Source organism: Halobaculum sp. P14 (genome assembly GCF_051195155.1).
Lineage (GTDB): Archaea > Halobacteriota > Halobacteria > Halobacteriales > Haloferacaceae > JBNTKA01.
On the sequence record NZ_JBNTKB010000005.1, the window covers coordinates 225,104 to 239,076 of the forward strand.

The following is a 13,973-nucleotide window of genomic DNA, read 5'->3' on the forward strand; positions in this document are numbered from 1 at the left end:
CGCACAACCTCGGAGGAGGGATTTGATGCGTGCCTTCTACTCGTTCCTCGTTATAATAAATAAAGACCGAAACTACGCCGTAGCTCGGACTGGCGAAGAGCTGTCTCCGAACACTTCATTTCCGTTCAGCCTCTTCCGCCCGCTCAGAGCAAAAGTAATCCCGTTGCAACAGCGGTCGTCACCACCGCGATTGGGAACCCAACTCGAACGAGTTGAACGGCCGAGATGTCGATCCCGCGGCGACTCGCTTGGTCCAGAACGATCAGCGTCGCAGCGCTCGCCACGGGCGTGGCGTTCCCAGCGAGCGTGCTCACCGCGGCCAGCACGTACCATGACTGCGGGTCGGTGACCGTCGTCGACAGCAGCACAACCGCCGGGACGTTGCTCACGACGTTCGAGAGCAGAAAGATCACGGCAGGGAACCCGATTCCATCCTCGACCGTCCGGAGATGATCAACCAGCGCGGTCCCTTCGAGACTCCCGACGAGAACGAATAGGCCCACGAAGAGGACGAGGATTCCCCAGTCCATCTCCGAGAGGATCGCATTTCCCGGCACTTTTCGGAACAGCTGTAGCCACGCAAGATGGAGCACACCCATCGAAGCCGCAACGATGCCCGCATTAGTCGCTGGGAACACTGCCAACAGTACGAACGTCGCGAGGAGAAATCCACTGCTGGAGAGCGCCCACTGTCGATCGAGATCGGGCAGCGACACCGTTGATCGAACGGCCGTTCCGTCGTATCTGACGGCCAAGAGAACACTCGTAACGAGCAATGAGAGGAACGCGACGGGAGCTAGCGTCGCCACGAACGCGACGGTCGAGAGCCCGCTCTGACTCAGAATGTACGCGTTCTGGGGGTTGCCGAGCGGTGTCGCGAGGCTCCCGATGTTCGCCCCGAGAATAACTGCAATCAGTGGTCCGGTCGGCGTCGTGTCAGTCTCCTCGACCGCCTGGATCAACACGGGCGTCATCAACAGGACGACAGCGTCGTTGAGTGCGAGCGCGCTGAGTCCGGCGGCGACCCAGAGCGTGCCGATGACGAGTCGCCGGACGGTCCCAGTTCGCCGCACGAGGAGCGTCGCCGCCCACGGGTAGAAGCCGCTTCGAGAGAGCGCTTCGACGTGTGCGAGCATTCCGAACAGGAGCAAAATCGTCTCGGTATCGATGCTCGCGAGCGCCCGTTCGGGTGAGATGGCCCCGAGCGCGACGACGACGACCGCCCCGGTCGCCGCCGTGACGGCACGGGTGAGCGGATACACGCGAATCTGGCGGAAAAAGAGCAGGCCGAACGTGAGGCCGACCAAGCCAATTATCAGCGTCTCCGAAACCATTCAGCGATACTCCGTCCAGTCCCCTTGTGAACCCACCAGATTTCGATCTCGATTCACGATCCACAGCTGGAGTCCTCAGCTGGTAGCAGCTGTACGAGTCGGTCAGTCACGCCCGGATCGATCACCCCAGCCAGTTCCATCGCCTCCGACTCGTGCGTCTCCAGTTCGAGCACGCTCCGGAAGAACCACGAGAGCGTCACATACGACTTATGCAGGTTTGCTGCCCGGTCGCGCCCCGCGTCCGTTAGTGTGGCCCCTTTGTACGGCTCGTATCCCACCAACCCATGATCGTCGAGTCGCGGGAACATCTCCGTCACTGATGCCGGGGATTTGTCCAGTCGGTCAGCCACGGCTCCCGAGGAGACTGGTGCTCCATTTCGCTGTGACTCAATATACACGGCCAGCAAGTATTGGTCTGCCCCGCTCATCTCGCCTCAGGACCGCCTGACGACTCTTGAGTTGACTCCCTGGTCTGATCAGTTGACTCCGTCTCGGTGTCGGTCGGTTCGCTATCGGCTCCGAAGAGCGCGAGATACACCCACGCACACGCCTTTTCCCGTTGTCGACGCGGCCCGTCAGCCATCGGTCATGCCCTCCGGACCAGGTGGTCTCGCACGGTTCGTTGGCTTTCTTCACACGTTTCATCGAGCGTCGCGACCGTTGCGAGCACCGGATGGTCGACCGGAAATCCTGATAGAGGTACGGCATGAGACTTTGGTGGCGGACACCAGCGTCGACACCGTCGTTTGTCGTCTCTTTGAGAAATTCCTGGCGGTCGCGGGCCACATCTTCACAGGAGGCGCGATGGCTGGCCAGTATCTCGTGGCGCTGTTGCAACGCGTCGAAGCCGAAGTCGGTTAGGGGCGTCTCGTTCGCGTTGACGATCCACGCGATGATGTCATCGACCGCCGCAGCCGCCTCTTTGAGGTGGGTCTCCTCGCGTTCCAGCGCGTCCTGTAACGCGGTCGCTTCCGCCCGTCGGGATTGCGCTTCGGCGAGAACCATCTCTTTGAGTTCTGGAGTGAACGACGCCTCTGTCGTCGGCGCCAGTGCTACGGCAACCACGCATCGGGGACGATTGGCAGCGCGTACGCGCTCTCCTGGGTGAACACCGCGTCGATGGTCGTCCCGAGCACGATGGGCGTCACGAGTACCGTTCCGTACGCGAGCACGCTCGTGACCAGACCAATCGTGAGCCACAGCGCGTGGTCGGGTGTATAGGCGCGGAAGAGTCGCCACAGGGGACGCTCGACCTGCTCGCGGTAGGCGTCCAGTTCGGTTTCGAACTCGTCGCTGGCGGCCATCAGTCCTCCCCGCCGTCGGCCTGGGCGACAGGCTTGGCCGGCCGTTCGCGTTCCTCGTCGTCGTGGCGCGCTCTGAGCGGCTCGATTCGTGGGCCACGCGGCGTGAGATCGATCTCGGCGTCGATCTCGAACACTTCCGCGAGCAGCTCCTCGGTAATGACCTCCTCGGGTGTTCCCCGGGCCTGGATCGTGCCCGCCTTGACAACGACCATCTCGTCGGCGAGCCGTGCTGCCTGCTGGATGTCGTGGAGGACGACGACCACCGTGATGTCGCTCTCCGTGCCGAGGGTTTCGACGATCTCCACCACCTCGAGTTGGTGGTGCAGATCGAGGAACGTCGTCGGCTCGTCGAGCAGGAGCACGTCGGTGTCCTGGGCAAGCACCATCGCGATCCACGCGAGCTGTTTCTGCCCGCCGCTGAGACTGCCCACTTCGCGGTCGCGCAGATGCTCACAGCCGGCCAGCTCCATGGCACGTTCGACGGCCTGCTCGTCTTCGTCGGTGACGCTCTCGAAGAACCCGCGATGGGGGTAGCGGCCGTGGTAGACGAGGTCCTCGACGGTGATGCTGTTGGGCGAGGTGCTCTCCTGTGAGAGCAGCCCCATCGTCCGAGCGAGCTCCTTCTTGTCGAACGTCTCGATCGCTCGGCCGTCGACGAGCACGGAGCCAGCATCGGGGGCGAGCTGGTCGGCGAGTCCCTTCAAGAGCGTGCTCTTGCCGGAGCCGTTCGGGCCGATCAGCGCCGTCACGGCTCCCGGTTTGGCCGTGATCGACTCGCCGTCGATGATCGGACCGTCGCTACTCGGATACGAGAGAACGAGCTCCTCACCGTCGAGACTTCTATCGGTTTCGCTGCCGGACTGCTCGTCGGTTGTGCTCGCTGAGCTGCTCCCGTTCGTCCGCGGATCCGTGGTTTGGTCGTGTGACATCAGATTTCACCCATCTCGTCCTGCTTGCGCATCAAGTAGAGGAAGTATGGGCCGCCGATCAGCCCCGTGACGATGCCGACGGGAATCTGGACGGGATTGAGCGCGAGTCTCGCTCCCACGTCGGCGGCGACCATCAGTGCCGGGCCGGCGAACACACAGCCGATGACGAGTTTCTTGTAATCGCTGCCGACGATGTTGCGCACCATGTGCGGGACGATGAGACCGACGAAGCCAACGATCCCCGCCACCGCGATGCTCGCAGCCGCGGCCAGCACCGCGACTCCGGAGAGCGCGAAGCGAACTTTCTCAACGCTCATCCCCAGTGAACTCGCGGTCTGTTCCCCGAGCAGGAGGACGTTCAGCTGGCGGGAACTGATTAGTGCGAGTCCCATCGCCACGATGGTCCACGGCAGCGCCATCCGCACCTGCTCCCAGTCGGTGCCCGTCAGCGAGCCGGTGGTCCAGGCGATGGCGGACTGGACGACGCCGATGTCGTCGGCGAAGAAGAACAGCCCCGTCTGGACGCTTCCGAAGACGGTGCCGACGATGGCGCCCGCGAGCACGAGTCGGACGGGCGAGGTGCCGTTCTTCCAGGCGATGGCATAGACGATCAGGAACGCAACAGCACCGCCGACGGAGGCGATCAGCGGTAGGAACGCCGCCAGCCCCGAGAAGACGACCAGCGTCAGCAGGATCATTAATCCTGCCCCGGAGGAGACGCCGAGGATGAACGGGCTGGCGAGTTCGTTCCGGGTGACCGACTGGAAGATCGCCCCCGAGACGGCGAGGTTCATTCCGACCAGCACCCCGACGAACACGCGTGGCAGCCGGATGCTCCAGACGATGAGACTGCGCTTGTTCATCTCCGGGATCTCGCCGCCCAGCAGGAACGCTTCCCACGCCTGGGCGTTGAAAATAACGTTTGGGTTGAAGACGGCCTGCCAGGCTTCGACGATACTCATCGAGAACGCGCCGAAGCTCACCTGCACGAGGCCACTGCCGACGATGACGGCGAGGCTGCCGACGATGAGCGTGAACAGCGAGCCGTCGAACCAGCCGAACCACTGCTCGCGCCAGCTGGTCGCATCGGTTTCTGAGGCGGTTTCGGTCGCCATCTATCCGGGCACCTCCGGAACGTCGAGATCGGCTGCGTACTCTCGGATCAGGTCGTCGTCGACGTGGTCGAGTAGCCGTCGATGGGCACGCTCAGTACGGTGTTCGACTTCCGCCTCGTCGACCTGCCAGCCCTGTTGCCCCTTAGCGAGCTCGTGGGATTTGCGCTGGACGAACTCGTCGTCTAGGCCGTCGGGAGCGGACTCGATGGTGTACTCGGCGCTGCGTTCGAGCCAGTCGTCACCGGCGTAGCGACCCTGCTGGACCACCCAGTCGGTGTGGTCGGCGGCGGCCTCCCACAGTCCCTCTTCGACCCGGCGGTAGTCGGTGACGACATCGAGGCCGACGCGAGCCCCGTGGCCGACGGCGATGACGACGATATCGTACTCGGTGGTTTCAGATGTTCCCATTGATGATGTCTGCAACCCGCTGGCGGTCGAACAGTCGTTCTGCGTCGGTATGCTCCCCCAGTCCTTTCCACTCTCCGAACTGCTCGGGATAGAGCTGCTTGGCAAGCATTTCGGTGTTAAACAGGTTGAAAATCGGTCCCTGTGCCGGGTCAGCACCCATATACAGTCGGCCGTTTTGTACTGCAGTGAGCTGTGCGCCAAACTCGTTTTTTCTGAGCGGTTCGAAGAAACGGTTCTCGTATCGCTCCCTCGGGTGTTCCGCACCCCACTGGATGAGAATGACATCCGGATCAACGTCCAACAGGAGTTCGTAGTCGATAGTCGCTTTATATGATCGTCCCTCAAGTGCGTCCTCAAACGCGTTTATTGCGCCGAGGTCACGGTATTGCTTCCCCTCAGTTCCACCCCGAGTAAAATCCCGTACATCGAACCGACCTTCATCCGGCTTGAAACCCCCAGTAAACATTCCAACAGTTGGGCGCTCGCTCTCGGGCGGAAGTTCCGGTCGGATCTCAGAGAGGAGTTCGTCATGAACCGTTTCGAACGCTTCGAATCGTTCCTGTTGTTGATACACTTGGGCGTACTTTTCGAACTGTTCGTACAGCGAATACATCGGATACTCGGGATACCCTTCGGGACGTGGTGCCCGGTTAAAGTGCCCAATAAACGGGCCAACTCGATCCGACACTTCACCGATCTCTTCATTACTCCAGCGTGCTCCGTCGCCGATTCGCAGTGTGTTTGGATCGATGAGATGGACATCCGCATCCGCTTCGTAGAACAGTTCCGGGTCGACGGTGCCATCCACTTTAAGTTGGATTGCGTCCGTCGGATCGAACGTCACGTCCGGAAGTTGGTCCATCCAACGTGTAAATCCAGCGAGCTTTTTGGGTTCACCGTATGCGACGAGTCCGTCACCCTGTCCGAGTGCGTATGCCATGTCCGCTTCGGCAGCGTCCAAGCTCGCCCACGTTTCAGGTACCTCGTCGAATTCTACTCGTCCGGTCGGCTCGATTGTGACCGAGTATGACTGGTCCCCGGATGACTCCGCTGTTTCGTCTGTCGACGTCTCGCCTTCGGGACTGCTATCTCCGCTCCCGCCGGAACAGCCTGCCAAGAGGCTACCGCCAACGACCGCGCCGCCGTACTTCATGTAGTCACGCCGCGTTGGTGTCCCGTGATCGCTGGAATCGTCTGCCATACGATTTAGGCTCGCCTAAATACACAAAAACGTTCCGAGTTTAGGCAGGCCAAAATGTCAGCGAGACGCACCGCAGCGTGGACACATCGGCGGCCCATTTTCAGGTAGGTCGAGCCCACAGTGCGGACACGCATCGCCGTCAGGAGCAGTCATTTCCTCGACCACGGCGTCCGTACCGTCTCGAATCGACTCAATCGTGCCGACCCCCTCGGGTGCGTCCGCGGACTGGTCGCTGGCTAGCTGCCGTCGGCAGAACGACAGTCGGTTGACCAGGAAGGTCGGCGGGTCCTCGTGCGTGCCCGCACCATCATCGAGGTCGAACTCTGCCCCAACGGCAGTCTCGGACGTGGCGAGTAGTCAGAGCGCTTCGGCCGCCCGCCCCTGCACGTACGGGTTCTCGTCACCGAGTCGCTCCTGGAGCGTTTCCGCTGCCTCGGCCAGCTTGTCTGGATACTCACACCCGACGACTACCAGTGCCGTACAGAGGTGGTATCGGACGAGTTCGTTCTCGTCGTCGAGGTGCTCGGCCAACGAGTTGACCCGATGACGAAGCCGACGCGGGTCGCCGAGGGCGACGTGGGCCAACGCCTTCGCGAGTTTCTCCTTGACTTCGGGTTCGTCGAACTCCAAGCCGATGCGAAGGTCGGCCAGCGTCTCCGGATCAGTGACTTCCTCGGGCGAGTCGACCGCGACGTAGCCGAGTGCTTCCGCACTTCGCGCCCGGACGTAGTAGAACTCCTCGTCGTCGGCCAGCCGCCCGGCGAGCGCGTCAACGGCTGGCAGGACGGCTGCCGGTTCAGACTGCGCGAGCGTGACGAACAGCTTCGCGGTCGTTAATCTGATCGCGCGGTCTTCGTCAGTTAGGAACGTCGAAAGTGGGCGAGCGAGGCCGTCGAAGGATCCCGGTGGCTCTTCAGCGACATTCCGGACCGCTCGTAACGCACGCTTGCGAGTCTCAGCATCAGCCGCGCCGAGCCGGTCGAGACACGCCACCGTCTCCTGGTGGTCTCGCTCCTCGAGAAGAGAAGTCAGGCGATCGGGTGTTGGCGGCTGATCTGGTTCACTCATCAGGGAGGGTATGTGACTGACTTTCACGACCAATCGCTTCAATCCGGTGATTCTGCGCTGGCGTGGGAGGGCCCTACTGAACGTCTCTATCGACGGAGGATACTGATAGAAACAAGACCGCGACCACTTCTATTACGCCGATACAAGTGCGAAGCGATGTCGGAGACGCTGGACCCGCTCTCGGACCGCGCCTGCCGGATGACTCACGCCTACAAAACTGGAATCGAACTCAGGGAGACGCTGCGAGATGGAGAGTCTCTCCGGGCGGCTGTGAGTGAAGTTACCATCTACATGAATCATCTAGAAGACGGCTACCCGGACTGGCACCCAGCGCCCGATTCGTTTGTGGGGATGCTTCGACTGTTCATCTATCGGGAAATCACGGGCGACAGCTACCGAACTCTCGAAACGTATCAGGAACTCGCCGAACCGTTCGGCATAAACCACGTGCCCGATGAGGCCGTCCTCTCTCGCGCTTGGAGGAACCGATTCGACGATGGCGTCCGTGAGTACGTGACCGTCGCCGCCCACTTCGTCGTCAAGGAAATCCATGACCACGGTCCTGCTGTCTCCGCAGTACGCCCGAAAGAGGAGGTCACTGACTCGAAGTCAGGGTCAGCTGAAGACGATGAGCAGGTCGAGTCTACGGACACTGAGTTCTCGGACGAACAGATTCGCCGGACAACACGCCTCGCACGAGACCACGGTTTCGACGGATTCGACTCTGGTCGAGCGCAGAACGCCTCTTACGAAGACGTGCAATTCTTCGAGTTACAGACGTTCATGGGAATGGTCGGTTGTGGGACTGCGCAGGGAGCTGCACGGTTTCAGTTCCGACGGGGGGAAGAGTATGGCCCGCATGGTGACACGCACCTGCGAGCGGTCAAGCAATTCGAGCCGGAAGCGCTAATCGAGGGCTTCGATCAGGCGAGCGACCGATTGCTCTCGGCTATCGCCTCGGAGGCATCGTTTCGGCGTCCGGTCACTGCAGCAATCGACATCACGACGATTCCGTACTACGGCGACGTTTAGGAGATGCCGATGGTCAGTGGGGTGCAGGGTGAGGAAGAGCGAGCATTCAAATTTGCGACACTCTCGATTATCGGCCAGAACATTCCGCTGGTACTCGCTGTCGAGCCGATTCGGGAGAGCTCAGCGTGGGATAGGAATCCGCCGAATTAGGTTCACCGTGTTGTTCGGCGGCTCGTTCAACGAGCAAAAAGAACATGTCCCTGTAGAGACCGTGCTGTGTGACCGCGAGTTCGATTCTAAGCGAGTCTACCAGACGCTCTCGAATCTCGGCGTGAACTATCCCATCCCCACTCGAATCAACAGCACTGAGCGGGAAGCCATAGAAACAATGGAGGCCAACGGACAAGCCGTCGCGGTAGAATCGGCGTCCGTTCACGTCGAATCAGGAAGTCACTTAATGCAGTTCCTGTACGTGCCGTCGACGAATGGTGAGGGGACGACTGTCTTCGCCACGAATCTCCGAATCGGCCCCGAGGAGGCCGAGTCGTTCTGTCGCCGCTACAGCTGTCGCTGGCAGATCGAAAACGAGTACAAGAGCATCAAGAACGACTTCCTCGCAAAGACCTCCTCGAAGGATTACCGTGTAAGGCTGTTCTACTTCGTGTTCGCGGTCTTGCTCTACAACATCTGGCGGCTCACGGACTTCCTGCTGAAAGCTGGCGTTGACGGCGAGATGGACTATGCGCCCGTGTTGACCGCGGGTGAATGTGTCGAAGTCGTCGTTTCGGCGCTGATCCCCCCGACTGACCGGTCGCTTCCCTTACCGAGTTCGCCACCAGAGAGTGGTAACGCTGTTCAGCAGCGCCAGAATCTGAGAAATTTTGGACGTTCTCTTGGTAGATTGGATCAGGACTGTTCAAAATAGCTGCTCAATTGGTGAATGGAACACGAATAGACGGCGGCCCAGCCCAAAACTGGCCCATCCTCCGAAACTGTGGGTAGTCGCTACCCGCAGCGACCCGCTGTTTCTTCGATTCCCGACGCAGTCGGCGTGTTTTACTCGTCCAGCACGGCCGCCGCGAGCGCCGGCAGAACCGCCGTGACGTCGTCGCGGAACACGTAGTCCGCGCGCCCGTCGTGCCGCGTCTCGTCGAAATTGACGACGGCGAGCGTCCCGTCGCACTCGGCGGGCAGCGACGCGGCCGGTTCGACCGTGAGCGACGACCCGGCGGCGACGAACACGTCAGCAGCGGCGGCCTGCCGACGCGCGTCCGCGAACACGGCTCTCGGGAGCGGCTCGCCGAACAAGACGACCGCCGGCTTCAACACGCCGCCGCACGCCTCACACGTCGGCGGGCACTCCGGGTCGACGCAGCGAGATTCATCGGTCGCGGCGTCGTCGGCCGCCGAGCCCGCGTCGTCGTCGATGGCTGCCCGGACACGGGCGCGGGCGGACGCCGCGTCGGCCGTTTCGCCGCAGCGCTGACACTCGACGCGCGAGGCTGTGCCGTGGAGTTCGAGCGGGTCGCTGCCGGCCGCGCGGTGGAGTCCGTCGGTGTTCTGGGTCACGACGGCGTCGACGACGCCGGCGGCTTCGAGGGCGGCGAGCGCCCTGTGGGCCGCGTTCGGCTCGACGCCGTCGCCGTGCATGCGGTCGTGGAGCGCGAGGCGGTCCCGCCAGAATCCGGCGGGGTCGTCGCGGAACCGGCCGTACCGGAAGTCGTCCGGGTCGAACTCGTCGCCCCAGATTCCGTCCTCGCCGCGGAACGTCGGGACGCCGGAGGCCGCGCTGACGCCGGCGCCGGTGAGGACGACGACCCGGTCGGCGTCCCGGACGTCGGCGGCCAACCGCGCCAGCAACGCATCGTCGACGTCGCGGTCGCTGTCCGCCTCTGAGTTGCCGTCGCGGTCGCCGTGGTCGGTTCGGTCGTCGCGTCGGTCGGGCATGCGTCGTCGTGCGGCGCACCGATGGAAAAAGAGCGCGTTCGGTCAGGCGTCGCGCGTCGGGTCAGTCGGCGTAAAAGTCACCGACGACGCGCCGAAACGGAGGAACGGCTTCACCCATCGAGTGGGTCATCGCGGCGAAATCGGCCGTGTTCCGGTCGTGCGTGCTCATAGCACGGACGAGCGGGCGGCCCGGTATATGCTTTTGGGCGGGGTTCGCGGCGATGAGAACCGCGTCGGGAGGCGTGGTCAGGGATTCGTCCGGTGGCGGTCCACGCCGTCCGGCCCGCTCGGTCCGAGTGGACAACGCTTAGTCGGCGGCGCCGGACGGGCCGGTATGGCAGAGACCACATCCGACTGGGGCGACTGGCTGCCGCGAACCATCGAGGGCTCCGATCCGGACGGCGTCGCCGTCTGGTACCTGGGCTGTAACGGCTTCGCGCTCAAGGGGCGCGGCGAGACGACGCTGTGGGTCGACCCGTACGTCGGCGTCGGCGACCCGCCGCGGACGGTCCGGATGATTCCGGTGCCGTTCGACCCGGCTGACGTCTACAGCGCCGACGCCGTGCTGGCGACCCACGAGCACACCGACCACGTCCACGGGCCGTCGCAGGCGCCGCTGCTGGCGAACTCCGGCGCCGACCTCTACGCCGCCGACGACTCGCTCGCCGTCACCGACGACGAGGACTGGACCGGGAACTGGGACGTCGACGACGACCAGTTCGTCGAAATCGAGGAGGGCGACTCGTTCAGCGTCGGCGAGTTCGACGTCGACGTCGTCGGCGTCCACGACCCGGACGCGAGCCACCCCGTCGGCTACGTCATCCAGCACGACGCGGGCACCGTGTTCCACGGCGGCGACACGAAACCGCACGACGGCTTCGCCGAACTCGGCGATCGGTACGACATCGACCTCGCGGTGGTCGCGTTCGGGTCGGTCGGAAACGTCCCGGACAAGCAGACGCGGAAGCCGCAGCGGACCCGGTGGTACTGCGACGAGAACGAGGCGGTCGAGATCGCCTCGGCGCTCCAGACGGACCGGCTGCTGCCGAGCCACTGGGACATGTGGAAGGGGCTGACCGCCGACCCGACGGCGCTGCACGACCACGCCCGGAGCTTCGACTACCCGGAGCGGCTCGACGTCGTCGAGATCGGCGACCGCGTCGACCTCTGAGCGGCCGCCGGACTCGGTTACGGAGCGCCGCGCTGACCACCGGGTTTTTGCCGGGGGGCTTCGTTACGTCGGCGTCATGGACCACGCACTCGCGGTCGTCGGCCCGACGGAGACGGCGAAGACGCTGACGCGGGAGGCCGGGAAGCTCGCCGAAGGCGTCGACGCCGAACTGACGCTGCTGCACGTCACCGACGAGGACGAGTACGACGAGCAGCGCGAGCAGTTACAGCGCGTCACCGGCGGCGATTCGACGTACACCGTCGGGCAGGCCGTCGAAGGCGCGCGGAGCTACGCGGGCGACATCGGCCGCGAAGTGCTGGACGGACTAGACGTGGAGTACGAAGCCGTCGGCAGCGTCGGCGACCGCGCGGACACCGTGTTGACGGAGGCGGAGCGACGCGGCTGTGACCACATCTTCATCGCCGGCGCGAGACGCTCGCCGGCGGGGAAGGCGCTGTTCGGCGACGACACACAGCGCATCATCCTCGACGCCGGGAAACCGGTCACCGTCGTCACCGAGTGAACCCGAACGGCGGCGCGGTAGTTCTCGTCCGGTAGCGACGCTGAACCGCCGGTGTGCCCGCCGCGATAATTTGCCCGCTGGGTTTTTACCGTGACTCCGATTGGGTGTACGCATGAGCCAGGGCCCCGACACTGACGACGGCGTCGTCGTCGTGGAATCCGACGGCGTCACCGTCGAAAAGCAGTTCGAGGCGGACCAGTTCCCGGTGCCGGCGATCAAGTTCACGCTCCGGTCCGAGCGCGACGACCCGGCCGAGTTCCAGCTCGTCGACGACATCCCGGAGGAGTTCCCGATGGACCGCGTCGGGTTCCACCCGGAGTTCGAGTCGGAACACTGGACCGCCTACCAGGACCACCGCGTCGAGTACCGGCGACGACTCGAACCCGGCGAGGAGGTCACGACGGTGTACGGCATCCGCACTGACGACCCCGAGGAGGGCCAGAACTTCCTCGGCGAACCGGACGTCAAGGAGGTCGACGAGGACGCTGACCCGGTCGGCGACGTCGCCGACGTCATCGGCGAGGACTCCTCGCAGGTCGTCCGCGACGTACTCTCCGGCGAGAGCGAGTCCGTTCCGGGCGCCGAAGCCGACGCGGCAGCGGCGACCGAGGACGCGGCGGACGGCGTCGGCGGAGAGGTCGAGGCCGAATCGGCCGCCGCTGCGGACGGAGAACACGAAGAGAGCTCCCCGCTCGACCTCGCTGCCGCGGAGGAGGAACTCGGCGCCGGCGACGACGCCATCGCGGAGGCGCTCGACGAACAGGCCGAAGCAGAGGCGGAGACAGCGGCCGAGGCCGAAGTCGAGGCGGACGCGGAGGCCGAATCGGGAGCGGCCGAGGCGCCGGACCCGCTTGCGGGCCTCGGCAGCCCCGGAGAGGAAACCGAAGAAGCCGAACCGGCCGAGGAAACCGCCAGCAGCGAGGCCGAATCGGAGGCAGTGACACCGGAAGCGGACGGCGAGGAGGCGGAAGCGGCGGCCGCGCCGGAAGCGGACGGCGAGGAGGCGGAAGCAGAAGCGGAAGCGGCGGCCGAAGCGGAAGCCGAAACGGCGCCGGAGCCGTCCGTAGAAGCCGAGCCCGGCGGAGTCGCGGCCGGTGCCGGCGCTGGCGCGGCGGAGTCAGAGAGCGTCGCGGCGGCGCTCGCCGCCGAACTCCGCGCCGGGAACGTCTCGGAGGCGGACCGCGAGACGCTGAAAGAGGAGCTCGAACTCGACCGCTCGACGAGCGACCACTCGACGAGCGTCGACGTCCGCATCAGTCGGCTGCAGTCGAAGTTCGAGGACCTCGCGGCGTACACCGACGCGCTCGAGGAGTTCATCGACGAGAACGGCACCGGCGAGGAGTGGATGGCCGACCTCCGCGAGGACGTCGAGTCGCTCGGCGAGACCGTCGACGAAGTCGAGACGGAACTCGACGCGGTCGAAGCCGACGTCGCCGCCGCGGAGTCCGACCGCGAGGACATCCACGGCGACCTCGACGAACTGAAAGACGACGTCTCCTCGTGGGAGGACGACCTCGACGAGACCGCGGAGGACCTCGAGGCGTCCATCGCGGAACTCCGCGCCGAGGTCGACGACGTCGCCGACGAACTCGCAGAAGAGGACGACGCGGTCGCGGACGTCCGCGAGTCGATGCAGAGCCTCGAAACCGAGGTGGAGTCGCTGTCCGCGTCCGTCGACGACGAGGTCGGCGAACTCCGCGCCGACGTCGCCGAACTCCGCGCGGAACTGGAGGACTTCGAGGAGTTCCGCGACCGGCTCTCGTCGGTGTTCGGTCCGGGCGGCTCGGGCGCCGAGAACGAAGACGAGGAGTGAGCAGCCGACAGGAAGAAACGCGTCTCCGAACACCGGCGGCGTCTTCGTATTTTCGTTCGTCACTCTCCAGCCGCGGATTCGTTGGACGCGGCTCGAACTCGTTCGGACCGATGGCGGACCTGACGTAGAGGTCGATTGCCGCCGTACCGAGAGCGGAGTTACCTGGGTCCGATTCGGGGGCGCTGTGG

At 64.1% G+C, this 13,973-nt stretch carries 13 protein-coding genes and 1 pseudogene; 4 read left to right on the forward strand and 10 right to left on the reverse strand.

The window, feature by feature from the left end; genetic code table 11:
• Positions 1-143: 143 nt before the first annotated feature.
• From ACQUS7_RS11450 to ACQUS7_RS11490, 9 genes are all read right to left on the reverse strand, one after another.
• Complete coding sequence (locus ACQUS7_RS11450; RefSeq protein WP_435130184.1) at positions 144-1,334, reverse strand: SLC13 family permease; 1,191 nt, start codon at positions 1,332-1,334, stop codon at positions 144-146.
• 53 nt (positions 1,335-1,387) lie between these two features.
• Positions 1,388-1,762 carry a metal-dependent transcriptional regulator gene (locus ACQUS7_RS11455; protein ID WP_435130181.1) on the reverse strand — a complete coding sequence of 125 codons (375 nt, stop codon included), beginning with the start codon at positions 1,760-1,762 and terminating at the stop codon, positions 1,388-1,390.
• Positions 1,722-2,399, reverse strand: coding sequence for a DUF7260 family protein (locus ACQUS7_RS11460; protein WP_435147112.1), 678 nt, complete (start codon positions 2,397-2,399; stop codon positions 1,722-1,724). Before ACQUS7_RS11460 ends, ACQUS7_RS11455 begins: the two co-directional genes overlap by 41 nt.
• On the reverse strand, positions 2,387-2,638 hold the full coding sequence (locus ACQUS7_RS11465; protein WP_435147114.1) for a hypothetical protein: 252 nt from the start codon (positions 2,636-2,638) through the stop codon (positions 2,387-2,389). The genes ACQUS7_RS11460 and ACQUS7_RS11465 overlap by 13 nt, the downstream gene beginning before the upstream one ends.
• Entirely contained in the window at positions 2,638-3,567 is a 930-nt protein-coding gene (locus ACQUS7_RS11470) for an ABC transporter ATP-binding protein (protein WP_435147116.1), read from the reverse strand. Before ACQUS7_RS11470 ends, ACQUS7_RS11465 begins: the two co-directional genes overlap by 1 nt.
• Entirely contained in the window at positions 3,567-4,682 is a 1,116-nt protein-coding gene (locus ACQUS7_RS11475) for a FecCD family ABC transporter permease (RefSeq protein ID WP_435147118.1), read from the reverse strand. Before ACQUS7_RS11475 ends, ACQUS7_RS11470 begins: the two co-directional genes overlap by 1 nt.
• Positions 4,683-5,090 (reverse strand): hypothetical protein, encoded by a 408-nt coding sequence (locus ACQUS7_RS11480; RefSeq protein WP_435147120.1) that lies wholly within the window; start codon positions 5,088-5,090, stop codon positions 4,683-4,685.
• Positions 5,077-6,291, reverse strand: a complete 1,215-nt coding sequence (locus ACQUS7_RS11485) for an ABC transporter substrate-binding protein (RefSeq protein ID WP_435147122.1) — start codon at positions 6,289-6,291, stop codon at positions 5,077-5,079. The genes ACQUS7_RS11480 and ACQUS7_RS11485 overlap by 14 nt, the downstream gene beginning before the upstream one ends.
• A 357-nt stretch (positions 6,292-6,648) precedes the next feature.
• The gene (locus tag ACQUS7_RS11490) at positions 6,649-7,359 is read right to left on the reverse strand and encodes a HEAT repeat domain-containing protein (protein ID WP_435147124.1); all 711 of its coding nucleotides are present in this window, start codon (positions 7,357-7,359) and stop codon (positions 6,649-6,651) included.
• 156 nt (positions 7,360-7,515) lie between these two features.
• Here ACQUS7_RS11490 and ACQUS7_RS11495 point away from each other — a divergent pair.
• Positions 7,516-9,130, forward strand: a pseudogene (locus ACQUS7_RS11495) (transposase); the annotation flags it as partial.
• A gap of 257 nt (positions 9,131-9,387) precedes the next feature.
• On the opposite strand, the gene ACQUS7_RS11500 reads toward ACQUS7_RS11495, so the two are convergent.
• Complete coding sequence (locus tag ACQUS7_RS11500; RefSeq protein ID WP_435147127.1) at positions 9,388-10,278, reverse strand: SIR2 family NAD-dependent protein deacylase; 891 nt, start codon at positions 10,276-10,278, stop codon at positions 9,388-9,390.
• Between the two features lie 334 nt (positions 10,279-10,612).
• Here ACQUS7_RS11500 and ACQUS7_RS11505 point away from each other — a divergent pair, with 334 nt between their 5' ends.
• From ACQUS7_RS11505 to ACQUS7_RS11515, 3 genes are all read left to right on the forward strand, one after another.
• The gene (locus ACQUS7_RS11505; RefSeq protein ID WP_435147129.1) at positions 10,613-11,449 is read left to right on the forward strand and encodes an MBL fold metallo-hydrolase; all 837 of its coding nucleotides are present in this window, start codon (positions 10,613-10,615) and stop codon (positions 11,447-11,449) included.
• A gap of 76 nt (positions 11,450-11,525) precedes the next feature.
• On the forward strand, positions 11,526-11,972 hold the full coding sequence (locus ACQUS7_RS11510; RefSeq protein WP_435130153.1) for a universal stress protein: 447 nt from the start codon (positions 11,526-11,528) through the stop codon (positions 11,970-11,972).
• Between the two features lie 112 nt (positions 11,973-12,084).
• The gene (locus tag ACQUS7_RS11515; protein WP_435147132.1) at positions 12,085-13,785 is read left to right on the forward strand and encodes a hypothetical protein; all 1,701 of its coding nucleotides are present in this window, start codon (positions 12,085-12,087) and stop codon (positions 13,783-13,785) included.
• Positions 13,786-13,973 lie beyond the last annotated feature (188 nt).